The organism is Streptomyces sp. NPDC041135, from assembly GCF_055592085.1.
In genome coordinates, this window is the sequence record NZ_JBVIYZ010000007.1 from 112,957 (window position 1) to 136,911 (window position 23,955).

21 protein-coding genes are annotated in these 23,955 nt (G+C 72.6%); 10 read left to right on the forward strand and 11 right to left on the reverse strand.

Annotation, left to right across the window (positions count from 1 at the left end):
• Positions 1 to 133: 133 nt before the first annotated feature.
• The 3 genes from ACZ6CZ_RS18465 to ACZ6CZ_RS18475 are packed head-to-tail and all read left to right on the forward strand — an operon-like array spanning position 134 to position 3,239.
• Positions 134 to 1,456 carry an ABC transporter substrate-binding protein gene (locus tag ACZ6CZ_RS18465; RefSeq protein ID WP_469021910.1) on the forward strand — a complete coding sequence of 441 codons (1,323 nt, stop codon included), beginning with the start codon at positions 134 to 136 and terminating at the stop codon, positions 1,454 to 1,456.
• On the forward strand, positions 1,453 to 2,406 hold the full coding sequence (locus tag ACZ6CZ_RS18470; RefSeq protein ID WP_469021912.1) for a carbohydrate ABC transporter permease: 954 nt from the start codon (positions 1,453 to 1,455) through the stop codon (positions 2,404 to 2,406). The genes ACZ6CZ_RS18465 and ACZ6CZ_RS18470 overlap by 4 nt, the downstream gene beginning before the upstream one ends.
• Positions 2,407 to 2,411: 5 nt before the next feature.
• The gene (locus tag ACZ6CZ_RS18475; RefSeq protein ID WP_469021915.1) at positions 2,412 to 3,239 is read left to right on the forward strand and encodes a carbohydrate ABC transporter permease; all 828 of its coding nucleotides are present in this window, start codon (positions 2,412 to 2,414) and stop codon (positions 3,237 to 3,239) included.
• On the opposite strand, the gene ACZ6CZ_RS18480 is transcribed toward ACZ6CZ_RS18475, so the two are convergent.
• Complete coding sequence (locus tag ACZ6CZ_RS18480) at positions 3,232 to 3,846, reverse strand: lysozyme family protein (RefSeq protein ID WP_469021918.1); 615 nt, start codon at positions 3,844 to 3,846, stop codon at positions 3,232 to 3,234. The two genes, ACZ6CZ_RS18475 and ACZ6CZ_RS18480, sit on opposite strands and share 8 nt — an antisense overlap.
• Before the next feature lie 299 nt (positions 3,847 to 4,145).
• On the opposite strand from ACZ6CZ_RS18480, the gene ACZ6CZ_RS18485 reads away from it, so the two are divergent.
• From ACZ6CZ_RS18485 to ACZ6CZ_RS18500, 4 genes are all read left to right on the forward strand, one after another.
• On the forward strand, positions 4,146 to 5,306 hold the full coding sequence (locus tag ACZ6CZ_RS18485) for a S1 family peptidase (protein WP_469021920.1): 1,161 nt from the start codon (positions 4,146 to 4,148) through the stop codon (positions 5,304 to 5,306).
• Between the two features lie 116 nt (positions 5,307 to 5,422).
• Positions 5,423 to 5,602: a hypothetical protein gene (locus ACZ6CZ_RS18490; RefSeq protein WP_469021922.1), complete on the forward strand. Its 180-nt coding sequence runs from the start codon at positions 5,423 to 5,425 to the stop codon at positions 5,600 to 5,602.
• Between the two features lie 72 nt (positions 5,603 to 5,674).
• Positions 5,675 to 5,935, forward strand: coding sequence for a hypothetical protein (locus tag ACZ6CZ_RS18495; RefSeq protein WP_469021925.1), 261 nt, complete (start codon positions 5,675 to 5,677; stop codon positions 5,933 to 5,935).
• Between the two features lie 146 nt (positions 5,936 to 6,081).
• The gene (locus ACZ6CZ_RS18500; protein ID WP_469021928.1) at positions 6,082 to 7,446 is read left to right on the forward strand and encodes a phosphatase PAP2 family protein; all 1,365 of its coding nucleotides are present in this window, start codon (positions 6,082 to 6,084) and stop codon (positions 7,444 to 7,446) included.
• Between the two features lie 87 nt (positions 7,447 to 7,533).
• Here ACZ6CZ_RS18500 and ACZ6CZ_RS18505 read toward each other — a convergent pair whose 3' ends face one another.
• The 9 genes from ACZ6CZ_RS18505 to ACZ6CZ_RS18545 form a co-directional block, all read right to left on the reverse strand.
• On the reverse strand, positions 7,534 to 8,445 hold the full coding sequence (locus ACZ6CZ_RS18505) for a phosphotransferase family protein (RefSeq protein ID WP_469021931.1): 912 nt from the start codon (positions 8,443 to 8,445) through the stop codon (positions 7,534 to 7,536).
• Complete coding sequence (locus ACZ6CZ_RS18510; protein WP_469021933.1) at positions 8,435 to 9,679, reverse strand: MFS transporter; 1,245 nt, start codon at positions 9,677 to 9,679, stop codon at positions 8,435 to 8,437. The genes ACZ6CZ_RS18505 and ACZ6CZ_RS18510 overlap by 11 nt, the downstream gene beginning before the upstream one ends.
• Positions 9,676 to 12,261 carry a lantibiotic dehydratase gene (locus ACZ6CZ_RS18515; protein ID WP_469021935.1) on the reverse strand — a complete coding sequence of 862 codons (2,586 nt, stop codon included), beginning with the start codon at positions 12,259 to 12,261 and terminating at the stop codon, positions 9,676 to 9,678. The genes ACZ6CZ_RS18510 and ACZ6CZ_RS18515 overlap by 4 nt, the downstream gene beginning before the upstream one ends.
• On the reverse strand, positions 12,258 to 13,193 hold the full coding sequence (locus ACZ6CZ_RS18520; RefSeq protein ID WP_469021938.1) for a PHP domain-containing protein: 936 nt from the start codon (positions 13,191 to 13,193) through the stop codon (positions 12,258 to 12,260). Before ACZ6CZ_RS18520 ends, ACZ6CZ_RS18515 begins: the two co-directional genes overlap by 4 nt.
• Positions 13,193 to 14,245, reverse strand: a complete 1,053-nt coding sequence (locus ACZ6CZ_RS18525) for a hypothetical protein (RefSeq protein WP_469021940.1) — start codon at positions 14,243 to 14,245, stop codon at positions 13,193 to 13,195. The genes ACZ6CZ_RS18520 and ACZ6CZ_RS18525 overlap by 1 nt, the downstream gene beginning before the upstream one ends.
• Positions 14,242 to 15,333: an arginase family protein gene (locus tag ACZ6CZ_RS18530; RefSeq protein ID WP_469021943.1), complete on the reverse strand. Its 1,092-nt coding sequence runs from the start codon at positions 15,331 to 15,333 to the stop codon at positions 14,242 to 14,244. Before ACZ6CZ_RS18530 ends, ACZ6CZ_RS18525 begins: the two co-directional genes overlap by 4 nt.
• A 1-nt stretch (position 15,334) precedes the next feature.
• A complete protein-coding gene (locus ACZ6CZ_RS18535) occupies positions 15,335 to 16,675 on the reverse strand; it encodes a B12-binding domain-containing radical SAM protein (protein WP_469021945.1) in 1,341 nt (446 codons plus the stop codon).
• A 50-nt stretch (positions 16,676 to 16,725) separates the two neighbouring features.
• A complete protein-coding gene (locus ACZ6CZ_RS18540) occupies positions 16,726 to 19,308 on the reverse strand; it encodes a lantibiotic dehydratase (RefSeq protein ID WP_469021947.1) in 2,583 nt (860 codons plus the stop codon).
• A gap of 393 nt (positions 19,309 to 19,701) precedes the next feature.
• Positions 19,702 to 20,262 carry a TetR/AcrR family transcriptional regulator gene (locus tag ACZ6CZ_RS18545; protein ID WP_469021950.1) on the reverse strand — a complete coding sequence of 187 codons (561 nt, stop codon included), beginning with the start codon at positions 20,260 to 20,262 and terminating at the stop codon, positions 19,702 to 19,704.
• A gap of 128 nt (positions 20,263 to 20,390) precedes the next feature.
• Between ACZ6CZ_RS18545 and ACZ6CZ_RS18550 the strand changes: the two genes are divergently transcribed.
• From ACZ6CZ_RS18550 to ACZ6CZ_RS18560, 3 genes are all read left to right on the forward strand, one after another.
• Entirely contained in the window at positions 20,391 to 21,077 is a 687-nt protein-coding gene (locus tag ACZ6CZ_RS18550) for an SDR family oxidoreductase (RefSeq protein ID WP_469021953.1), read from the forward strand.
• A 129-nt stretch (positions 21,078 to 21,206) separates the two neighbouring features.
• Positions 21,207 to 22,667 carry a hypothetical protein gene (locus ACZ6CZ_RS18555; protein WP_469021957.1) on the forward strand — a complete coding sequence of 487 codons (1,461 nt, stop codon included), beginning with the start codon at positions 21,207 to 21,209 and terminating at the stop codon, positions 22,665 to 22,667.
• A gap of 27 nt (positions 22,668 to 22,694) precedes the next feature.
• Positions 22,695 to 22,913, forward strand: a complete 219-nt coding sequence (locus ACZ6CZ_RS18560) for a hypothetical protein (RefSeq protein ID WP_469021960.1) — start codon at positions 22,695 to 22,697, stop codon at positions 22,911 to 22,913.
• Positions 22,914 to 22,970: 57 nt separating this feature from the next.
• Here ACZ6CZ_RS18560 and ACZ6CZ_RS18565 read toward each other — a convergent pair whose 3' ends face one another.
• Positions 22,971 to 23,903, reverse strand: coding sequence for an immunity 49 family protein (locus ACZ6CZ_RS18565; protein WP_469021962.1), 933 nt, complete (start codon positions 23,901 to 23,903; stop codon positions 22,971 to 22,973).
• Positions 23,904 to 23,955: the final 52 nt, after the last annotated feature.

Consider the following 23,955-nt stretch of genomic DNA (forward strand, 5'->3'; position numbering starts at 1 on the left):
GTGTGACGTCGGGCGGCGCTGGTGCGAAAACGTGCAGGGGTCTGGCGCGGTGCCGGGGGTTGACGTAATAGTCATCCCAGCGAACAAACCGTCCGGCATCGCCGCCGGGCGACATGACAGCAAGGGCCGCCGGATGTCGAAGCGCTTCAACACGTCGTTCTTAGACACGTTCACCTCCGGCCTGCGGACCGTGGGCCGGGTCCCGGCCGCCGCGGGCAGCGCACGCCCCCGCGGGACCGCCGCACCGCTGGCCGCCGTCTGCGTCCTGGTCGCCGGGGCGGCCCTGACCGGCTGCGGTCAGCAGCGCGACGCCGGCGTCTACACCGTGCTGAACTCCTCGACCGACGAGTCCTACCACCGGTGGGACGCCCAGGCGATGGCCCGCTGCGGCGCACGGCTGGGCGTCACCGTCGAGCAGCAGAGCGTCCCGGCCGCCCAGGTGATGACCAAGGCGCTGCGCATGGCGTCCTCGAAGTCACTGCCCGACATCGTCCAGTTCGACGCCTCCGAGATGCCCACGTTCGCCGAGGCCGGCGGGCTGACCGACCTCAGGACGCTGGGCCTGAGCACCGCCCACGTCCCCCGGGGCATCGTCGACTTCGGCTCCTACCGGGGGACGTACTACGGCGCGGCCCGCTCGGTGAACACGCTCGCGCTGTTCTACGACAAGGACGTCCTCGCCGGGGCGGGCCTGAAGGTCCCGGCCACCTGGGCCGAGCTGCGCGCGACGGCGAAGGAGCTGACCCGCGGCGACCGGTACGGCCTGGCGCTCAGCGCGGGCGGCGCCGAGGACGGGGTCTTCCAGTTCACGCCGTTCATGTGGTCCAACGGCGGCGACGAGAAGCGGCTCGACGGGCAACGGGTCGTCGAGGCCCTGGACTTCTGGAAGTCCCTGCTGGACGACGACTCGCTGTCGAAGTCGACGGTCAGCTGGACGCAGGCGGACGTCAACGACCAGTTCATGGCGGGCAACGCCGCGATGATGATCAACGGGCCGTGGCAGGTGGAGACGCTGAACACCAAGAAGTCGCTGCACTGGGGCATCGCGCGCATCCCGGTGCCCAGGGCCGGGGACAAGTCCGTCGGCCCCCTCGGCGGCGCCGTGCTCACGGTCCCGGACACCGGGGACGAGGCCCGGGAGAGGACGGCCGGGCGGATCGTCGCCTGCCTGGCCGGCGAGAAGGAGCAGCTGACCTACGCGCTCAACAGCTGGATGGTGCCGGCCGACGAGAAGGCCGCCGCGGCGTGGCGCGAGCGGGTGCCCGAACTGGACGCCCTCGCCGACCAGGTGGCCACGGCCCGCTCCCGCACGGCCGAGCTGGGCGCCGGGTGGCCGAGCGTGTCGCTCGCCCTGCAAAGCGCCTTCCAGTCCGCGCTGACCGGCGAATCCAGCGAGTCCGCCCTGAGACGCGCCCAGCAGCGGGCCACGAGCGGGAACCGAGGTACCGGCACATGACCACGTCCACCGTCACCGCAGCGCCGCCCACCGGTGCGCCCCGAACGCCGAACGCCCCGGGTCCGGGCCGGCCGCGCCTGCGGCGCCGCCTCGCGCAGTGGGGGTTCGTCGCCCCCGCGGTCGCCTTCATGCTGCTGTTCTTCGGCTACCCGCTGGTCCGCAACGTCGTGATGAGCTTCCAGCGCTACACGCCGAGGACCTTCTTCACCGGCGAGGCCCCCTTCGACGGCGCCGCCAACTGGTCGGACGTCCTGCGCGACCCGCTGTTCGGCGAGGCGCTGTGGCACACCCTCGTCTTCACCGCCGCCTCGCTGCTCGGCCAGTTCTGCCTCGGTCTCGCGCTCGCCGTGTTCTTCAGCCGCAGGTTCCCCCTGGGCGGCGTCCTGCGGTCGTTGCTCCTGCTGCCCTGGCTGGTGCCCATGGTGGTGTCCGGCATCGTGTGGCGGCGCATCCTCGACCAGGACACGGGCGTGCTGAACGCGTTCCTGGACACCCTCGGTCTCGGCGGTCACACCCCGTGGCTGACCAGCCCCGGCATGGCCCTGCTGTCGGTGATCCTGGTCAACATCTGGATCGGCGTCCCGTTCAACATGGTCATCCTCCACGGCGGCCTGCGGGAGATCCCCGGGGAGCTGTACGAGGCCGCCGCCCTGGACGGCGCCTCCGCGTGGCGGACCCTGCGCTCCGTCGTCCTGCCGGTGCTCAAGCCGGTGATCACCGTCGTCCTGGTCCTGGGCTTCATGTCCACGGTGAAGATCCTCGACCTGATCCTCGCGCTCACCGACGGCGGCCCGGCCGACGCCACCCAGACCCTGGGCACGCTGACCTACCAGAAGTCCTTCGTACAGCTCGACTTCGGCGCGGGCGCGGTCGTCGGCAACGTACTCATCCTCGTCTCCGCGGTGTTCGCGGTGTTCTACCTGCGGGCCAACCGCACCGAGGGGAGGTGACGTCCATGGCCTCTCCCGCTGCCACGACGACCGGGCGCCGCTGGGGCTCCACCGCCGCCGGGGTACTCGTCCTGTGCGTGATGCTCTTCCCGCTGTACTGGATGCTCGACACCGCCCTGCAGCCCGCCTCCGGTCTGCTCCAGGTCGACCCGGTGCCCGGCAGCCTGGACCTGTCCGGCTTCTCCAAGGCGCTCGGCGACCAGGGCGGTCACCTGCTGACCTCGCTGGCCGTCTCGCTCGGCGCGGTCGTCGTCTGCCTGGTGATCGCCGCCCCGGCCGCCTACGGGCTGGCCCGGTTCGGGCTGCGCGGCTCGCGCGCGATCGTGTTCGGCACGCTGATCACCCAGATGGTGCCGGGCATCGTCGTCGCCAACGCGCTCTACACCTCGTACGTCGATCTCGGCCTGGTCAACTCCTCTTTCGGCCTGATGCTGGCGGACGCCTCCCTCGGCATCCCCTTCTCCATCGTGCTGATGCGCTCCTTCATGGTGTCGATCCCGGGCGAGGTGCTCGAGGCCGCCGAGCTGGACGGCGCCGGGCCGGTGCGGACGTTCGTGCGGGTGGTGCTGCCGATGAGCCGCAACTCCCTGATCACGTCCGGCCTGTTCGCCTTCCTGTTCGCCTGGAGCGACTTCATGTTCGCGCTCACCCTGAACACGACCGACGACGTCAAACCGGTCACCCTGGGCATCTACCAGTACATCGGCGCGCACGTCGGCGACTGGGGCTCGGTGATGGCCGCCTCGGTCCTGTCCGCGGTGCCGGCGGCCGTCCTGCTCGTCCTCGCCCAGAAGTACATCGCCGCGGGCATCACCGGCGGTTCGGTCAAGTGAGCGCCGCGGGCGGCGAACCGGCGCCGAGCGGACGGCCGTGATCCGCCAGGACCTCGGCGGCCCGGCTCCGGTAGGCGCGGAAGCGGCGCAGGTACGACCGTGCCATGGGGCCCGGCGGGACGCCCCGGGCGAAGGCCCGCATGTTGCGCTCACCCGTGTTGTAGCCGAGGGCGAGCAGTTCGTCGCGGGTGTAGCGGCGCACGTGCCGCTCGGGCAGGCTCAGGTCGAGGTCCTTGAGGTGCAGGGCCGCCGCGTGGACGGCGAAGGCGGGATCGTCCCGGAGGTCCTCCCAGCGCCCCGACAGACCGTGCCTGCGCCGGACCTGCTCGAAGGTCGCCCGGTGCATGTTGGCCACTCCGAACGACGCCCCGGGCTTCCACCACTGCCACAGCCGCTCCAGCAGCGGGTGGTGCGGCTTGTACGCCTCGTTGTGGAGCACGGTCATCACCAGCAGGGGTGAGATCCCGGCCCCCTCGGCGCTGCGCACCACCGACGCGGTGTAGTCGGCCGGATCGTAGCCGCCGGGCCGCAGCGGTGGCGTGCGGTCACCGGTACCGTCCCCGGGTCCGGACCGCCGCTTTCGCGCCGCCGTCGATCGCTCGGCCATCCTCACTCACCTTTCGCCTGCCGCCCGCCGCCACCCGGACGGCAGGGCGTGCACCGTGCTGAGGTGCACGTGCCCGCCCGGGACGACCCCAATCCCACGACACGCGGTGCCCCCGCACTCGCGCACCGGATCCGCCAAGATTGGCCCGCATTTGACATGGACCTGAAAAGCCATTGCGGCTACGCTCCTGCCGACCCTCCGCTGAGAGCGCTCTCAGTAACGCCTCTCAGTGACCGCTCTCAGCGGACCGACGGAGATTGCCACACCCCACCGTGTCAGCACGACGAAGGGGCAACACCGTGAAACGCACCCACCTCAAGCACCTCGGCCTGACCGTCCTCCTCGTCCTCGGCGGCTGGACGGCGGCAGGCGCCTCCCCGGCGTCCGCCACGGCCTCCTCCGCCTCCGCCGGGGCACCGTCCGCCTCCCCCGGGCTCCTCCAGGCGATGCAGCACGACCTCGGCCTCACCCGCGCACAGGCCGAGCACCGGCTCGCGGCGGAACACCGCGCGACCGGGCTCGCGCCCGTGGTCCGGCGCCTCGCGGGCGCCGCCTTCGGCGGAACGTGGTTCGACGCCGGCCGCGGACGGCTGACGGTCGCCCTGACGCCCGACGCGGCCCCCGCCACCGTGCGCGCCGTCCGCGCCACCGGCGCGCTGGTGCGCACCGTCGCGCACAGCGCCGGGGAACTCGACGCCGCCAAGGCGCGCATCGACCGCCTGCACGCGCCCGCCGGTGTCACCGGCTGGCACGTCGATCCGGCCGCCGGTGCGGTGGTCGTCGACGTCATCGGGGACGCGCGAGCTGACAACGATGTCCAGCGGTTCCTCGTCCGCGCCCGGAAGACCGGCCCGGTCACCGTGCGCACGGCACCGTCGGCGGCCCGCACCCTCGCCGCGGGCACGGTCGGCGGCGACCCGTACTACACCGGCAACGTCCGCTGCTCCATCGGTTTCTCCGTCTACGGCGGCTTCGTCACCGCCGGACACTGCGGGCAGCCCGGCGCGGGCGTCAGCGGCTGGGACCACTCCTACGTCGGCACGTTCCAGGGTTCGTCCTTCCCGGACAACGACTACGCCTGGGTGAGCGTGGGCAGCGGCTGGTGGACGGTGCCGGTCGTCCTCGGCTGGGGCACGGTCTCCGACCAGCTGGTGCGCGGCTCGGCGGAGGCACCGGTCGGCGCCTCGATCTGCCGGTCCGGCTCCACCAGCCACTGGCACTGCGGCACCGTGCTGGCTCGGAACGAGACCGTCAACTACAGCCAGGGCCAGGTGCACCAGCTGACGAAGACCAACGTCTGCGCGGAACCCGGTGACTCCGGCGGCTCGTTCATCAGCGGCGACCAGGCCCAGGGCGTCACCTCCGGCGGCTGGGGCAACTGCTCCAGCGGCGGCGAGACGTGGTTCCAGCCGGTCAACGAGATCCTCAGCCGCTACGGCCTGACGCTGCACACGGCCTGACCCTGCGACGCCGTGCTCCCCGGTTCCGCGGGTTGCCGTCCGGCGGAACCGGACCGTGGCGGGGGACGCGGGGACCAGGAGTTCCGGGTCGTCCCACCGTCTGGTCAGGAGCGGCGGTGGCCGGTCTGCTGTGCGGTGGCGGGCTCCCCGGCCCAGCCGGCGAGGAAGGCGAGGGCCTGGGCACCGGCGACCGGATGGCGGCCGTCGCCGCCCTGGACACCGGGGCGTCCCTGTTCCTCGACCACCACGACCCGGCCGTGGTCAGCCGGCTCGGCAACCACACCCTGACCACCTGATGGCTTCCGGGGCGGCGTGCTTCCCGTGCGCCTCCCGGGTGGTGGGTCGCCCGGGGGCTTAAATGGCGGACCATGACCACTGAGCAGCCTCATCGCCTCACCGTCCTGCTCGTCCCCGAACACGTCGAGAACGCGGACGCCGTCTCCGAGCAGGACACGGCCGTGCGGGTGGCCGTGGTCGAGGCGACCGGCGAGACGGGGGCGACGGGATATCCCCGCTACGCCGGAGAAGGCATCGTGGCCGACATCGACCCCCGTACGCGGACGGTCGAGGCGGTACTCGTCGACGGCGCGGAGCTGGGTTACGGGCTGGAGGCCAAGGTCGCCCCCTGATCCCGGTCCGTGCCGGGCCGGTGTCGCACGCGCTCGATACGGGATCGACGGGGCTTCGCAACGACCCCGCGACCTGCGCGACCCGCCCGTTCCGCTAATATGACCGACCTTACGACGGCCCCTGAATCTACTCAATCGGCAGAGAATTGACATCTATAGCGTCGCGAATACTCTCGCGTATCAATCCCGGAATCGAATGCGCGGCGCGGCGTCGCACGCGGGCGGTGATATGGGCCGCGGCAGGGGCGGCGGTTCTGTCGTTCCTCGTCGTACTGGAAATCGTCGCGCGCCGTTACGGTCTGCCGGGGCCGGTCACCAATCAGGCCCGAGAAGTCGTGTTCGCCCCGAAATCGGGGCCGCTGCTCTATGCGGGTCTGGCGCTCACGATGGTGGTGCTGACCTGGCGGCAACGGTTCGTCGCGGCCGCCGCCGCGGTCGGCATCGACCTCGCCTTCTTCCTCATGCGGTGGGCCGTCGGCGCGGACATGATGTTCGGCAACGGGGCGCTGTGGGTGATCCTCGGCTGTGGCGTCATCGCTCTCACGCGCCGCACCGGCCCGGAGCGTGCCCTGCTGCTGAAGGGTGCCGGACTGGGCCTGCTGCTGGTGGCCGGCCGCAAGACCGGCGACACCTGGCTGCTGATCACGTCGAAGACCCGCCCGACCGTGCTCGACCAGTACGTGGCCACCGCCGATCAGGCGCTGGGCAACCCGTCGTGGGTGGTGGGCCGGCTGGTGGAGGACAGCGGCACCGTGGGCGCCCATGTCCTCAGCTGGGTCTACATCCAGATCGCGGTGGCCGCGGTCGTCATCGCCCTGTACCAACTGCGCGACGTGGCGGTGGAACGCCGCTTCCCGGGCCATCATCTGGTGCGCTCGTTCCTGGTCATCGGTCTGCTCGGACCGGCCGTCTACATGATCTTCCCGGTGGTCGGCCCCGTGTTCGCCTACGGCACCGGCGCTTTCGGCACCGGCGGCGGCCATTGGGCGCTGGCCGACATCTGGCCGGGCACGCCACCCGCGATCAGTACGCCGCACCCGATGACGTACGACGACCTCACGCCCCGCAACTGCATGCCCAGCCTGCACACCGCGTGGGTCACCGTGATTTTCATCCATTCCCGGAAAGGCCCCCGATTCCTGCGTTTCGCGGGTGCTTTCTGGCTGGTCGCCACGCTCGTCGCGACACTGGGATTCGGTTATCACTACGGCGCGGACCTCCTCGCCGGCGTGGTGTTCGCGGTGACGATCGAGGCCGGGCTCCGCTCGCTGGACCAGGGCTGGAACCGGCAGGGAATACGGTTGGTCTGTTACGGCACCGCGGTGTTCGTCGCGCTCCTGGCGTCCTATCGCTTCGCCCCGATGCAGCTGGCCGGACACCCGTGGATATGCGGTCCGCTCCTCGTCCTGGCGATGGCCTCCGTCGTCTACGGCTACGTACGGACCACCGCGGCGTGGACGCCGAGGACCGCGGCGGCGCAGCAACCGCAGCCGCAGCCCGAGCTGGTGTGAGACCGAACGTGCGCCGGACCGCCGTCGTCGACCGCATCGGCCACCGCCCCTGACGTCCGCCGCACCGGTCCCGCCGCTCGCGACCCGCTAGTGCTGTGTCGCGGTCATCCTCAGTCCCAGTTCCCGTGCGTGGTCGGCCGCCGCCGGGCCGCGGCTCGGGTCGGGGGCCTCGGAGAGGAAGACGAGGGCCAGCATCAGCGCGGCGTCCAACCGGCTCACCGACAGGCAGGGGTCGCCGTCCGGCGGAACCGTGGCCGTCGCCGCGTATCCCCTGCGGACGGCTTGGAGGTCGAGTTCGTTCTCCGGGTACCGGGCGTACTCGGCCAGGCGCCCGAATTCCATGGCAGGGGTGCCGAGCAGGGCGTTCGACCAGTCCAGCAGGGCGGTGACCTGCCCCTGCCGTCGCCGGATGTTGTCGCTGCGGACGTCGAGGTGCAGCAGGCCGGTCTCGGTGACGCCGGTGAGCCGTGCGGCCAGCAGGGACGCGTCCGGGGGCGCGGGCCAGTCGTCGACGTGGTGGCCGACCTCGGTCCAGCGACGCCGGATGCGCTCGGCGATCACCCGTGCCGTGGGCAGTCCTTCCGACGCGACGGGGGCCAGGCGGGGCGGCGGCACCCGGTGCAGCCGGGCCAGGAGCCCGCCGAGGGCGAAGGAGTCCAGCTCCGACCCGTCGTCGGGGACGTAGGCGGACAGCAGTACGTCGGGGGACGCCGGGTCGTCCGCCAGGACGAGGTCCTTCACCTCGGCGACGGGCAGACCGTGGGCGGCCAGATGCCGGGCGATGGCGTACTCCTGCTGGAGCAGGACCCGGGTGTCCACATGCGGGTCGTTGGCGTTCGAGTCGAAGCGGCGGTGGGCGCACCGCACGGCGACGGGCTGTCCGTCGGGGCCCTGTGCCCGGTAGACGGAGAACTCCAGTCCGGCGCCGACCGGTTCCAGGCCGCTCAGGCCCCACCGTCCGGCCAGGCCGTCCAGCTCGGCGATGCGTTCACTCGGCATTGTCACCCTCTGCGGTCGTGCGGTCGTCGGTGATCCTGCCGTCCTTCAGCAGGGTGAAGGCGATGGGCAGGCACATCACCAGTGTGACGGCGCCGCCCGCCGCGAAGGCGGTGCGCGGCCCCGCCAGTGTGCTCAGCCAGCCGAAGGTCAGCGCGCCCAGCGGCATCGTCCCCCAGGCGAACAGCCGGTACACACCGGTCGCCCGGCCGAGGAGCCGGTCGGGGATGATCTCCTGCCGCAGGGAGACGGCCACGACGTTCCACACCATCAGGCCGAAGCCGGCGGCGGCGTAGGCGACGGCGACCACGGCGACACTCCGGGTCGCCGCGACCCCCAGGCCGCCGGCGCCCATGAGGGCCAGGTTCCCGATCAGCGTGCGGACCCGGCCGAACGCCGCGGTCATGCGCCCGGCGGCCGTACTGCCGAGCACGCCGCCTACGGCGCCGCCGGCCAGCAGGGCGCCGTAGGCGGCGTCCGGGAGGTCCAGCACGTCGCGGACCAGGACGACGAAGACGGCGATCTGGCCCAGGTACACGGCGTTGATGACGCCCGCGGACACCGTCAGCGACCGCAGCAGGGGGTCGCTGAGCACATGGACCAGGCCCTCGCGGATGTCGGTCCGCAGCCGCGTCCGCGTGGTGGGGCGCTCGGGCCGCGGCCCGCGCACGCCGGTCAGCAGCGCCGCCGACGTCAGGAAGGACACTCCGTCGAGCAGCAGGGGGATCGCCCGGCCGACCGTGAACAGCACGCCGCCGAGCACATGGCCCAGGAGGTCGCGGCCGGCCGTCTGGACCGCGAAGAGCCGCCCGTTCGCCGCCTCCAGCCGTTCCTTGGGGACGATGCTCGGCAGCAGGGCGAAGGACGCGCAGTCGAACAGGACTTCCCCGATGCCCAGCAGGAAGGCCGCGGTCAGCAGGGACCAGAACGTCAGCCGGTCGGTGGCGAGCAGTGTCACGGTGACGATGAGCGTCACGGCCCGCAGCAGGTCGGCGAGGACCATCAGGCGGCGGCGGTCGAACCGGTCGGCGTACGCTCCGGCCGGCAGGCCGAACAGCAGCCAGGGCACGGTCGTGGCCGCCGTGACCGTGGACACCTGGAACGCGTTGGGCAGCAGCGCGGCGGACAGCAGCGGCAGGGCGGCGAAGCGCATGCCGTCGCCGACCGCCGACGCGCCCGCGGCACCGATCACCCGGTGGTAGCCGGAGGTGAAGCGGGCGGTGGTGGGTGTGGTCACCGCGCCCTCCCCGGTGAGAACACGGCGCACCGCAGCTCGCTCGTGTAGCGGTGGCCGCGCAGGTCCAGCCAGCGCTGGTCGGGCGTAGGCAGCATCTCGGAGATCTCCAGGGTGCCTTCCGCGCGTGCGGCCAGCCGGCCCAGCTGCCGTACCAGCAGGGGAGCCTCCCAGTCGACGTAGACCGGTTTCGGTTCACCGGGGATCTTGACGAAGACGTGCCGGGGCAGGCCGTAGGCGGCTCGCAGCCGGCAGGCCGCGACGAACTCCTCGGCCTCCTCGGTGCCTTCCCCCGCGACGGCCCCGTCGAACACCGCCTCGCCCCGCAGACCGGTGGTGGGGACGCGCCAGGTCTCGCGTTGCAGGACGACACGGCCGCAGCGGATACGGGGGATGTGCGCCAGGTCGGGTGCGTCGAGGCCAGCCCCGCCGAAGTGACGGGGGAAGGCGAACGGGGAGAGCGGGTCCTGGCGGATGCTCGGTCCGCCGGCCGGCGGTGCCATGAGCCGCAGCCTGCCCTCGACGCCCTCGGCGCGCAGCTCCAGCCGCCCCTCGCGCAGGACGACATACAGCTGGGAGGGCTGCACCACCCGGTCGCGGGACTGCCCGGAGCGGCCGTAGACCTCCAGGTCGTGGCAGGGGTAGACGAGTTGGGTCGAGGACTTGTCCGGGTGGCCCCGGGACAGGTTGGCGAGGACCTCGCCGTCGTCGAGCAGGGACAGGTAGCCCTGGTACACCTCCGGCAGCAGCTCCGGGGCCCGTTCCTGGATCAGGGGGCCGAAGCTGGTGTGGGTGATGACCTCGCGGACGGCGTGGCAGTCCCCGATCACCGCGGTGAACCGGCCCTCGCGCAGGTCCTCGCGGCTCGCGGCGGCGAACAGCACGTCCGGATCGACGACCGCGGCGGGAGTGCTGGGGTGGGCGGCGAGGATGGCCTCCACGCGATCCCGCTCCACGACGACCTCCGGCCGGTCCAGGCCTCCTTCCCCGAGCAGCGCGTCGGTGATCCGCCGGTCCAGTGCGGCCAGTTCGGCCTCGACGGCGGCGCACTCACCCGCGAGGGCGTCGCGGTCCCGGAAGAACCCGGCGTAGAGCCGGTCCAGGGGAACCTCGACGTCCGCGCCGAACCGCTCCCCCACCCACCGGGTGAGGATGGCCAGTTCGCGCCGCATGCGCAGCCGTGGCCGGGCGAGGACGGTCTCGTAGACGATGGACAGTTCGTCCGTGACGAAGCGGGCGATGTCGGGGCCGATGGTCAGGTCGGCCGGTTCGCCGTGGGCCTCCTCGAACAGGATGCTGCGGTCGGCGTAGTGCAGGCCGCTGTTGCGGTTCGCCGCGGTTCCGGTCACCGTCTCGAACCGGGCCTTGGTGGCGGCGAGCGCGTCGGCACGCTCGGCGAGGGGCAGTCCGGCGAAGCGGGTCAGGTCCTCCTCGAAGCGGTCGATGGCCGCGAGGACCGGCCCGGCCGACTCCGCCGGTGCGGCGAGCAGTTGCCGGCGGAGGGCGGCCAGGGGCTCGTGGTCGCCCACGGGCACCTCGAACTCCGCGACCACCCATTCGCGCGCGACCAGTTCCTTCAGCACCTGGTCGAAGGAGGCCGGGGCGGTGGAGGGGAGTGCGGTGTCCCAGTCGCCGCGCAGCTCGCGCAGCGTCCGTTCGCCGTCGCAGCGCCGCCACAGCCATTCCTCGTGCGCGGTCACCTCCCGGCCGCCGAGGTGGCGGAAGTCCCAGTCGGTGTCCAGCCCGTCGCGGGTGGTGAAGGCGTACAGGTCGATACGGCCGTCGCGCAGGAAGGACAGCGGGCGCCTGCGGGGGCGGACGTGGTCGGACAGTCCGGGGACCGCCGCGGCGCTCTGGGCGATCTTCTCCGCGGCCCAGTGGCTGAACAGGGCCCGGCGCTCCATGTCGCGCTCGGCGGACCAGGTGATCCCCGGCAGGTCGCCGACCTTGCCGACGGTGAACGGCCCGAAGTGCGAGTGGGTCTCGTTCTTCGTCGTCACCCGCTGGAGGTACATGGTGAGCAGGTCGGTCATCCTGCGGGTGTGGCGGCCCATGTCACCCCGGAAGGTGTCCAGCCAGGCGGCGAAGTCCGGGTACGCGGAGTCGTTCGACAGCAGGAGCACCTGCCGCAGTCGCTCGTCGCCGAACGCGTCGACGACGGACGCCCTGGCGTGTTCCAGGCGGGCGCGGTGCCGGGTGGTGAAGGACGCCTGCTGTCCGCCGAACGCCTCGGCGGACGCCTGGTAGGCGTGCAGGACGGGTACCGCGTCGGGGGGCAGTGCCGCTTCGGCTCGCCGCAGTTCACGGCCCGTCAGCGGTCGCAGCCGGCCGACGCGGGACGCGGCCTGCGGGCAGCCGGGGACCGGGTGCTGCCGAAGCACCGGTTTGAGGTCCCGGGCGGCGGCCGCGAGCCGGCCTCGGCTCTCCAGGAGGGCGCGGGCCTCGTCGGCCGCGGCCGGGTCCACGAGGGGGTCGAGCACCTCCATCGGGAAGCCGGCCTGCCGGAGCACGACGACCGGGACGAGACTCCAGGCGGCGCCCGGCAGCAGGTCCGCGGTGGTGCGGGGGGTGTTGGCGGTGGTCACAGCTGGGCCTCGGTCTTCGTGCGGACGGGGCGGCGGTCGTGCAGCGCGTCGAGGACGGCCGGCGGATCGGCGGGGAGCGCGGGCAGCAGTCCGGGCCGGGGCGCCCAGGGTTTGATCCGCGCCCCGTGGTAGTCGGAGCCGGCGGTGGCGACGAGGCCCAGCGAGTCGCACACCTCGGCGAGACGGCCGCTGTCGGCCGGGGTGTGCCAGCTCGTCCACACCTCCAGCCCGGCCAGTCCGGCCGCGCGCAGCGGCTCCAGCAGCGCCACGCCCTCGCGGTGGTCCAGGTCGGTCACCAGCCGGCCGGGGTGGGCGAGGACGGCGACCCCGCCGGCCTCCTCGATCCACGCCAGGACGTCGAGGACGCCGGGCATCTCGGGGTGCTCCACGTGCAGCGGCCGGCCGGGGCGGCACCAGTCGGCGACGAGCGGGCCGTAGGGGTCGGGGGCGTACCCGGCGAACCGCGGGTCGCCGTTGGCCGCTTCGAGCAGCAGGGCGAGGTAGTCGCCCACGTAGGCCACCCGCCGGCCGCCGAGGCGTCGTGTCACGTCGTCCCGGGTGAGCGGCACTCCGATGGCCTGCACCCGGTCGGTCCAGGCGCCCCACCAGTCCAGTTCGGCGTCGTGGACAGCGCCGATCCGTTCCTGGAAGCGCCGGTCGCGGGGGTCGACGAAGTAGGCCAGGCAGTGTGTCTCCCGGCCGCGCCAAGTGGCGGTGATCTCGCAGGCCGGGACGACGGTCAGCCGTCCGCCGGCGGCCTGCTCGAACGCGGTGACACCCGCCACGGTGTTGTGGTCGGTCACGGCGGCGACGCGCAGCCCCGCGTCGGCGCAGCGCCGCGCCAGCTCGGCCGGGGACTCGTCGCCGTCGGAGTACCGGGTGTGCAGGTGCAGGTCGAGCGGGGTGGCGAGCGTGGCGGGTGTCCCGTGCATCAATGTCCTCCGGGGAGGGTGCGCCGCCAGGACGCGGCCAGCCACCGTTCGTAGTCGCGACCGGAGGGGTTGTCCACGACCAGGCAGAGCGGCTCGATGATCCGGCCGGGGCCGCCGGCCAGGCCGCCGTGGAGCATGGTGAGGTTGTGGCCGAACAGCAGGTCGCAGTGCTCGCCCGGGGCGAGCACCTCCCAGCGGCGCCGGAACTGTGCCCAGGTGAGGCCGGTGGCCATGAGCACCTGGTGGCAGAAGAGGCGGGCGGCCTCGCCCTGGCACTCCCCGCAGGCGCAGGTCCGGGTCAGCGGCACGGCGGCCGGGTAGCGGACCCGCTCCTCCTTGGTCAGCACGGCTTCGCTGTGGTGGAAGGACAGGCCGTGCCAGAGGGGTTCCTCCAGCCCGAGCATGGCGCCGAACGACGGATAGGCGCAGCCGTGCTCCGGCTGGCGTGCCAGCCCGCGGCGCAGGTTGTCGCCGAGCCAGCGGGCCGCCGTGACCGTCCGGTCGTCCCCGGTGCCGATGCCGCGCCGCTCGAGCACGTCGTCGATGACGCCGAGCCAGTCGTAGTACGTCGTCACGCTGAGCCCTTCTCCCACGTCGGGGAGGAAGATGCCCTGGTACATCTTGTGCGCGGGGGTGGTGGTGTAGCCGGAGCTGCCGAACTCCCGCGCGGCCGGGTCGAAGTCGGGCACGTCCTCCAGGCTCGGGGTGAGGTAGGAGCAGTGCTGTCCGTCGTGGTGGGGCAGCAGGGTCCGGGTGGTGAAGCCCTCGGGCACGTAGGTCTGCTGGGGCCGGTCGACCTCCAGCCGCAGCTGTGCGGGGGCGCCGCGGGCGATCAGCGCGGTGCGCAGCCGTTCGGCGAGGCCGGTCGACAGCCGGCGGCTCTCCTCGACGCCCAGGCGCAGGCGGCCGATGCGGAACACGGCGAAGCCGACCCGGTGGATGACGTCGACGGCGCGGGCGGCCAGGTCGTCCAGTGCCTGCTCGCGCCGGCCGGCCGGCCCGGCCAGGAGCGGGGCGCAGTCGAGCTGCGCCTCGGCGGGGGTGAATTTCACTGGTGCTCCAGGGGTTCGTCAGACGTGCTGTCGGACCAGGGGGCGAGCTGGGAGGGGGCGCTCTCGGTGCGGAAGAGGAACTCGAAGAGCAGGCGGGCGGCGATCTGCGCGGTGCTGCCGGAGGGGTCGTAGCGGGGGGCGACCTCCGCCACGTCCACGGCGCCGACGGGCAGCGCGCGCAGTTCCTCGTAGACGTCGAGGAGGTCACCGGTGCTGATGCCGCCCATGGTGACGTGGCCGGTGCCGGTCGCCGAGGCGCTGTCGAGCACGTCGATGTCGAGGGAGACGTAGACGGTGTCGCAGCGCGAGCCGAGGTCGTCGATGAGGGGGCGCAGCGCGGCGGCGCCGTCCCTGACGAGCTGGGAGCCCGGCACGATGTGGAAGCCGCTGTCGATCAGCCCGCGGTACTGGTCGTACTTGGTGACGTCGCCGACCCCGACGAAGGCCATGTCCTCCGGGCGCATGCCCGGGATCTCGCTGATCCGGCGGGAGTTGGAGCCGTGGTAGAGCGGGCCGTGCAGGGTGCTCCAGTTGCCGTAGTCGAAGTGGTGGTCGATGTTGATGAAACCGACCCGGCCGGCGCCGCGGTCGAGACGCCCGGCGCGGAACCCGGCGAAGGTGGGGAACGTGCACGAGTGGTCGCCGTTGAGGAAGACCAGCCGCGGCGCGGACTGGCTCAGCCGGCGGCTCTCCGCGGCGACGGCCTGGAAGGTGCGCACGGTGTCGGTCGGGTAGACGTGCAGGTCACCGGCGTCCGCGACCTTCGGAGCGCGGTAGCGGAAGGCGTGGCCGGTGCGGGTGTCGAGCATCCGCCACTGGCCCAGACTGGTGAGGTAGCTGGAGAACACCAGGCTCGCCTGCCGGATGGCGCGGGGTCCCTCGGCGGCTCCGGGGCGGGAGCTGGAGGTGGCGTCGAAGGGGACGCCGGACACCACCCAGCCGTCCTCCCCCACGTCGACCCGGTCGGGCGGGGTGGTGGGGGCCCCGAAGAGCGTGGCGACCCCGGCCCAGCCCGGCAGCGGGTCCGCCTCGAAGTCCTCGGCCTTGACGCTGTGCTGCAGCGCCTCGAAATCGGGGAGTTCGGTCATGTCACTTCTCCTGCGCGGGGGGCGTGGGAACGGCCGTCGGGCCGCGGACGATGTCGTGCGCCGCGGCGATCTTCTCCTGGAACAGGTCCCAGCTGGCCTCGGGAGACAGGTGCTGGGGCCGGTAGACGACGGGTGCGTCCTCCCGCCAGTCGGCGAAGTCCCAGTTGTGGATGCGCTCGCGCAGCCTCGGGAAGTCCGGGGTCAGCGGGTAGGGAACGAAGTTGTAGAGGTTGAACAGCCACAGCGCCGAGCTGTTCTCCCGCATCCAGCCGACGGTCTGGCCGTGCGCCTCCTCCGTCTCCTCGTCGAGTCCGCCCATCATGTTGAGCACGACGTTCAGACCGGCGTCGCTGAGCTGGTGGATCTTCCTGGTGTAGTCGTCGAGGCCGCGGGAGAGCTTGTTGAGCCGCTTCAGCATCTGGGAGTCGGCCGACTCGAAGCCGAGTTCCACGGCGACCACGCCGAGTTCCAGCATGGCGTCGACGATCCAGTCCTTCACCTGCATCACGTGCGTCTGCACGATGAAGCGGTAGCCGGGCCGGTCGCGGAACACGTCCAGGAGGTTGCCGACGGCTTCGCGCGACTGGCCGAACGTCTTGTCACCGATGTAGATGAGTTCGGTGTCCGGGAAGCGGGCGGTGAGTTCGTCGACCTCCTGCTCCAGGGCGCTCTTCTCCACGAGGGTGAGCTGCTTGCTCCAGGCGTCGCCGCAGAAGGAGCACTGGTACAGGCAGCCGTGGCTGGCGTTGAGCCGCAGCAGGGGCACCCGGCCCTGGTAGCCGCCGAGGTGGCGGTAGTCCGGCGCCCAGGTGATCCGCTCGGACGCCAGCCCGGGCAGCAGGGGCTTGTCCAGGACGCCGCCCGTGGTGGAGGCGAGCCCCACCAGCCGGCGGACGAACGCGGCGTCGAGCTGTCCGCGGTGCACGGCGTGGACGGCGCCCTCCGGGGCGAGCGGCGCCATGTTGCCGCCCAGTACGACGCGTCGGCCGGCGTGTTCGAGGTGTTTGGAGACGTCCAGCGCGAGGCGGAAGTTCTGGGCCAGAGGCGACATCAGGACCAGGTCGCCGGGGGCGGTCGCCTCCAGCAGCGGGGCGGCACAGGCCTCCGGGTCCGGTGGCGTCCGCGACAGGTCGCGGAAGACGGAGTCGATCTTGGCGGTGTCCAGCAGGGCGGTCAGATGGGCCACCCAGAGGGGCATCTCCCATAATCCGTCGGACGGGATGAAGTACTCCGGGAGCAGGGTGCGAAAGCGCCGGTCGTAGTCGTCGTAGTAGCGCGAGAGGCCGGGGTCGGGGTCGTGGCTGGAGGGGAAGGGGAGCTGGACTATGCAGCTGTTGGGCATGGTCGTCCTAGGTCTCGATGATGTTGGGGGGCATCCTCGAAGTGGTGCGGTCAACGGGCACCGCGGGAGAAGACCGCGCAGCGCAGCTCGCTGGTGCGGCGTTCTCCGTCGATCTCCAGCCAGAGCTGCTCCGGAGAGGGCAGCATCTCGCTGAATTCCAGGGGGGCCTGCGATCTCCTGGCCAGGCGGAAGACCTGCCGGACCAGGAGCGGGGACTCCCAGTCGACGTACACGGGCTTCGGTTCGCCGGGAATCTTCAGGAAACCGTGGCGGGGCAGGTCCAGCTCACTCCGGAGCCTGCGGGCGGCGGCGAACTCCGCCGCGTCGCCCTTCGCCGGGCGCGTCCCGGGGCTCCATCCGCGCAGCGCGGTCGCGGGCAGGCGCCAGCGCTCCCGGTGCAGGACCACACGGCCGCAGCGGATGCGCGGCAGATGGTCGTGGCCGGCGCTGCGGATGCCCACACCGCCGAAGTGCCGGGGGAAGGCGAACGGGGACAGCGGGTCCTGGCGGATGCTGGGCCCGCCGGCCAGCGGGGCGAGCAGCTTCAGCCGGCCGTCCACTCCGTGCGCGCGCAGTTCCAGGCGTTCGGCGGTCGCGACGACGTACAGCCGGTCCGGGTGGAGCACGGCGTCCCGGTCCTTCGGGGACAGGCCGTGCACCTCCAGGTCCGGGCAGGGGTAGGTGAGTTGGGTGGCGGTCTTGTCGGGGTGCGCGCGGGAGAGGTCGACCAGCACCTCGTCCTCGTCGAGGAGGCTCAGGTAGCGCGCGTGGACCTCATCGAGCAGTTCCGGGGCCTCGGCCTGCATCATCGGGGCGAAGCTGGAGTGGGTGAGCGCCTCGCGGACGGCGTGGCAGTCGCCGACGACGGCGAGGAAGTCACCCCGCGCGAGGGCGTCGGCGTCCCGTGCGGCGAGCATGACGTCGGGATTGCACAGGGCGGGTGGCGTCGCGGGGTGGCGGGCGAGCAGTTCCACCAGCCGGTCCCGGTCGACGACCGTCTCGTGGGCATCGCCGGCGGCGCCTTCGAGCAGTGCGGTGGTGATCTCGTGGTCGAGTGCCGCGATGTCCCGGTCCACGTCCTCGCACTGCCGGGCGAGCCGTGCCTTGTCGTCGAAGAAGCCGGCGTAGAAGTGCTGGAGGGGAACGCGCTTCCCCAGGCCGAAACGTTCCTTCGTCCAGCTGTGCAGAATGGCCGCCTCGCGGCGGACGCGGAGCCGGGGGACGAGGAGCGTCAGGTCGTAGACCACGGACAGTTCGCGGCCGATGGCGTCGGCGATGTCCTGCCCGACGGCCATGTCCCTGACCGGGCTGTACGCCTCTTCGTAGAGGACGCTCCGGTCGGAGTAGTGCAGGCCCTGCGAGCGGTTCGCCGGGGTCGCGGTGACCTCCTCGAAGGTCCGCTTCAGGCGGCGGAGGAGCGCCGCGCGGTCGTCGGCCGGACCCTCGGCGAACTGCCGCAGGGCGTCGGCGAACCACCGCACCACCGCGAGATCGGCCGCGCCCTCCCCCAGGTGCCCGGCCAGCACCTGGAGGGGATCGGCGGTCCCGACGGGAATCTCCCAGCGCCCGATCAGCCAGTCCTTGTCCACCAGTTCGCGCAGCACCTCGTCGACGTCCCGGTGCGGGCCGCCGGCGCGCCGGGCCCACGCGGCGCGCAGCTGTGCCACCGTGCGCTCGCCGTCGCACCGCTCCCAGAGCCAGGTCTGGTCGTCGTCGAAGGTCTCGGCCGTCACCTCGACGAAGCGCCAGTCGTCCGGCATGCCCGTGCGCGTCTCGAAGGCGTACAGCTGGACCCGGGAGCCCTGGCGGAACGCGAGCGGACGGCGCCGGGGGCGCACGCTGCCGAAGGTGTCCGGGCGCCCGCTGAACGTCTCGGCCAGCGCCTCACCCGCCCAGTGGCTCAGGAACGCCACCCGCCGCAGCGCACCGGTGGACCAGGTGATCCCGGTGACGTCCTGCGCCACCCGGGCCACGGCGAGGGGGCCGAAGTGGGAGTGGGTCTCGTTCTTGGTGGTGACCCGCTGGAGGTACATGGTGAGCAGGTCGGTCATCCGCTTGACGTGCCCGTCCGAGCCACCGCCACCGGCGTCGATCCAGTCGGCGAACTCCTCGAAGCGCGCGTCGTTCGACAGGAGCAGCACCTGCTGCAACGCGGGGTCCCTGAACAGGTCCACGACCGTCTCGCGGCCTCGGGCGAGCGCGGCGGCGTGCTCCCCGGCGAAGGCGAGCCACGCGCCGTCCAGGGCCGTCACCGCGTCCTGGTAGGTCCTGACCGCCTCCATGGCCGCCGGGCCGAGGTCCGTCTCCAGCCGCGCGAGATCCCGGGGCGGGAAGGGGCGCAGCATGCCGACCCCGGAGGCGATGTCCCCCTCGGTGCCCACGCGTTCCTCGCGCAGCACCGCTTTCACGCGCCGCCCGAGCCGCACCGCCTCGTCGCGGTGGGCGAGGACGGCATCCGCGGCCCCGGTGGCCGGCGCGTCCGCGAGGTGGCGTAAGAGGGAGCAGGAGAATCCGGCGTGGCGCAACAGCATCACCGGGGCGAGCGCCCATCCGCCGTGCTCGACGGGGTGCCCGGCCGGGGTGTCACCACCCGGAGGCCGCGTGTCGTCCCGCCGCTGCCTCCGTGTGTCCATGACGTCCCCTGTCGCTCCGTGCCACAACAGGTGGTGACGCTAGCCACGGCCCGGGGCACCTTCAATGGCATATGCACCGACACGCTGGCTTCCAGCCAAAGATGACGTGATCACCGCGAGGACCGCTCACCCCCGCGCTTCCGGGCCCCGCACCGGAGCGATCACACCGCCCGGAGCGGCCCGGCGAGCGCCGCGGCGCAGCGGCAGGAGACCGGGACGAGCGACCGGTCACGGCCGCCGGCCTGCGCATACGACGTCTGCGGCACCCGTAGCGCGCGGACTGATCCACACTGTCCGAAACGACCCCACGACGCACACGCGTCTCATCGGACATATGCGCGCACAGGCTGCGCGGAGCCCAGGACCGATCCCGGCCCGCCCGCGGCAGCGCGGTCAGCCGGCCGCCGTCAGGGCCGCGCGTGCGGCGGTGAGGATCTCCTCCGAGAGCGGGGAGTCCTTGGTGGCACGGGCCAGGACGAGGGCTCCGACCATGGTGCACAGCCGGGCGATCCCGTCCTGGTCCTCGGTGGCGAGCGAGCCGGCGAAGGCGCGCACCCCCTCGGCGTACACCCGGTGCGCGTCGTGCCTGCCGCTCGCGCGCGCCATGTCGGCGGCGAGCCCGGCGACCGGGCAGCCGTCCGCCGCGTCGTCGCGGTGCTCTGCGGAGAGGTACGTCTCGATCAACTCCCGCTGAGCGGTCCGGCGTTGCCCGGCCTGCCGCTCGGCCCCGGACGCGTGCGAGCGGGCGAGCTCACCGAAGGCGTGCGCGATGGCCTCGTCGACGAGTGCCTCCTTGGAGGCGAACTGCTTGTAGAAACCGCCATGGGTCAGCCCGGCGGCCTTCATGAGGTCGGCGACGCTGACATGGGTGCCCTGCTCGCGGAAGAGCCGGGAGGCGGTCTCCACGACCCGCCTGCGGTTCTCCTGCGCCTGCGTCTGCGATACCCGGCCCATCGCCCACCTCCCGTTTGGATGTCGCTTGCCATCTATTCTATGCTCTCGTTAGATGTCAGTCGTAATCTAAGCAATCAGCCCCGACCCCCGGCGGTCCGATCGCCGGGTACGGCCCTCAGGGAGCGAGCATGGAACTCAACAACGCAGTCGTCGTGGTCACCGGCGCCAACCGGGGACTGGGCCGCCACCTGGCCGGCCAGCTCCTGGCGCGCGGAGCCAAGGTCTACGCGGCGGCCCGCCGCCCCGAGAGCGTGGATCTGGCCGGCGCCGTCCCGCTCCGCCTGGACGTGACCGACGAGGAGTCGGTCCGGGCCGCCGCACGCATCGCCTCCGACGCGACGCTGCTGGTGAACAACGCGGGCATCTCCACCGCCACCCGGCTGGTCGACGGCGACCTGGACGGGGTGCGCCGGGAGATGGACACCAACTTCTACGGGCCGCTCGCCGTCACCCGGGCGTTCGCCCCGGTCATCGAGGGCAACGGCGGCGGCGCCGTACTGAACGTCCTGTCGGTGCTGTCCTGGCTGCACCCCGCCGACCTGGGGGCCTACGCCGCGGCCAAGGCCGCCGCCTGGGCGCTGACCGACGCCGCCCGCGAGGAACTGGCGCCCCGCGGCATCACCGTCTCGGCCCTGCACGTCGGATACATGGACACCGACATGGCCGGTCACATCCCGGCCGGCCAGAAGTCCGACCCCGCCGACGTCGCCGCCCAGGCGCTGAACGGCATCGAGCAGGGCCAGACCGAGATCCTGGCCGACGACGTCACCCGCCACGTCAAGCAGGGCCTGGCCGCGCTGCCGACGGCGGCCTGAGCAAGCCCGCCCCAGGGCAGAGGGAGGTCGTTCGGCCACTCCCTCGCCCGCCGCGGGCGGCGCCGACCGTCCACTGATCCCATACTGGATCACAACGGACGGAACACACGGCGAGCTCGCGGAGGCGCGGTGACGCACGACAACGCCGGCAGCGACGAGGAACACGTCGACGAGGACGACCGGTACGACGACGAACTCGACGCCTACGACAGCGACGCGTACGCCGAGCCCGAGCCGTACGACCGGGAGTCCTCCTCCCACGACGACGAGCCGGAACGGTACGACCGCGAGGCGGAGGCGCCCGCCGTTCCCCTGGCCGCCCCCGCCTCCGCCCCGGTCGGCGGGCGGGTCAGGGGGGACGCGAACCCCGACGTCTTCCTCGACGTCCCTCTGCTGAAGGTCGACGAGATCGACCTGGACGTCGAGGACCTGCGGGCGCACGTCTCGTTGCAGGCCGAGGTGCTGGACCTGCTGAAGCTGAACGTGGGCGCCGACGTCTCACTGGGCCGGGTGCACCTGGGCATCTCGGGCGTAGAGGCCCAGGCCCAGCTCAGGGTGCGTCTCGACAACGTCGCGCTGATCATCAACCGGGTGCTCACCACGCTCGATCGCAACCCCGAGATCCTGCACGAGCTGGCGCGGGGCGTCGGGTCCGCCGTACAGGACGTGGGCGGCGGTGCCCGTCGGGCCATCGGCGAGCTGGGCACGGGTGCCGGGCGGGCCGTCCAGGACGTCGGCCAGGGCGCGGGGGCCGCCGTACGGGACGTGGGTCAAGGGGCCGGGGCCGCCGTACGCGACGTCGGTCAAGGAGCCGGGCGGGCTGTGGAGGACGTGGGCGGCGGCGTCGGCTCGGTGGCGAGGGATGTCGGCAGCGGAGCCGGAGGGGCTGTCCGGGACGTCGGCAGCGGGGCCGGAGGGGCTGTTCGGGACGTGGGTGGCGGGACGGGGCGGGTGGTGGGGGACGTCGGCGGCCAGGTGGGTCAGGTGGCCGGGGCGGCCGGTGAGGTGGGCGGCCAGGTGGGTCAGGTGGCCGGGGCGGCCGGTGAGGTCGGCGGCCAAGTGGGTCAGGTGGCCGGGGCGGCCGGTGAGGTCGGCGGCCAAGTGGGTCAGGTGGCCGGGGCGGCCGGTGAGGTGGGCGGCCAGGTGGGTCAGGTGGCCGGGGCGGCCGGTGAGGTGGGCGGCCAGGTGGGTCAGGTGGCCGGGGCGGCCGGTGAGGTGGTGGAGGACACCGCCGCGGGCACGGTGGAGCAGGCCTCGGGAGTGGCCGAGGCGGCCGGCGGGACGGCGCGGAAAGCCGGCGGCGCCGTCACGGGCACCCCGCGTGCCGCGGCGGCGGGCGGCACCGCGGGCCGGACGGAGCCGGCCGGGCGCAGTGCGGCGCGCAGGCCCGCGGAGCCGGTCCGGGACCGAGAGCGGGACCGGACCGTGAGCGGCGAGAGCGGTACCCGTACGCGCCGGGTGCGTTCGGAGGACGGGAAGCTGCCGCCACGGCCCGTGCGCCGCCGGACTCCCGAGGAGGCCAAGGAGCGCAAGGCGGCTCAGGGAGCCAAGGAGGCGAAGGGAACCAGGAGGGCCGAGGAACCTCCCTGAACGGCGGGTGCGGACGCGGAGAACCCGGTGTGGGACGTGTCGTTCGACTCCACGGTCCGCGCCGAGCGTCTGCGCTTCGCGGCACAACCCTCGACGGACGTCCGCTTCCCCGGTACCGGTGAGCGGGAATCGACGAGCCGCAGCGACCGTGCCCACCTGCCCGACCGGGTCGTGGCCGGGCAGGAGTATCACGACGTCACCGTCGCCTACCGGCTCGCCACTCGGCTCCTGCAGGAACCGGAGTGAGCACGGAGTGACGGCGCGGTCCTCACCCCGTGCACCGCGTCCGCGTCCAGGGCCGGCTCAGCCGCTGACCGGCGGGGCGCCCGCGCCCTCCGGGGTGCCCAGCAAGGTCTGCGGCAGGTAGGCGGACCGGACGCGCAGGTCCCAGCCGTGCACCTGGACGGCCAGGGCGCACAGGGCGATCGTCCTGTGGGGCAGCAGGGTCCGGGGCGCCGCGTCGGCGGGTGCGCTGTCGCGGTACTGCGCGAGCCGGTGCGCCAGAGCCTGTTCGAAGGCGCTCTGGTTGTCTTCGAGTAGCACGCGCAGGAGCCGCTGGTCGGGTGTCAGCGTGCCGATGGCGTTCAGGCGGAGCGCGGCGTCGAGGCGCTCGTCGACCTCCGGCATGCACAGGGCAACCGCCGGCCAGTCCCGGGGCAGATGTCCGCGCGACCGGGTCAGATAGCAGGCGAGGGTGTCCATCTCCGCGAGTTCGGCCGGGTCGGACCGCGACTTCAGCTTCGAGTGCGGCAGCCCGTCGTTGATCGTGGCGGCATGGCCGCGCAGCAGCAGGCCGACGACGCGGTCCGGTTCCCGGACCAGGCCGCTGATCACGCACAGCGCGAACGCGTCCAGCCAGTCCCCGGCGGTGGACGCGTGCTCCACGACGGCTGCGAAGTCCGTGTCCTCGCTGCTGATGACCTCGTCGACGAGCGGGAAGCGGATTTCCTGGTCGCCGTTCGGATAGCAGCCGAGTTCCAGGTATCCGAGGGCGCATTCCGCGGCGGTCAGCAGGACGGTGTGCGACGAGGCGCCGGCACCGAGCTGAGGATCCGTCACGGTGCGGGCGGCGACGTTGTCGAGGCAGTCGTCGCGCATCGCCAGGAGGCTCGCGTCGGAGTAACAGTCGTAGCGCATCGCGTGCCAGTGACCGCGGGTTCGCCGCTCGATGCCGTCCAGGGCCGCCGCTGTCCGTTGCCCGCTCACGTCGTGCCGGGCCACCGAGTTGATCGTCATGGGCCTCATCCTGGCAGCCGCCACTGACACCGGCCGCATCAGGCCGGAGCGC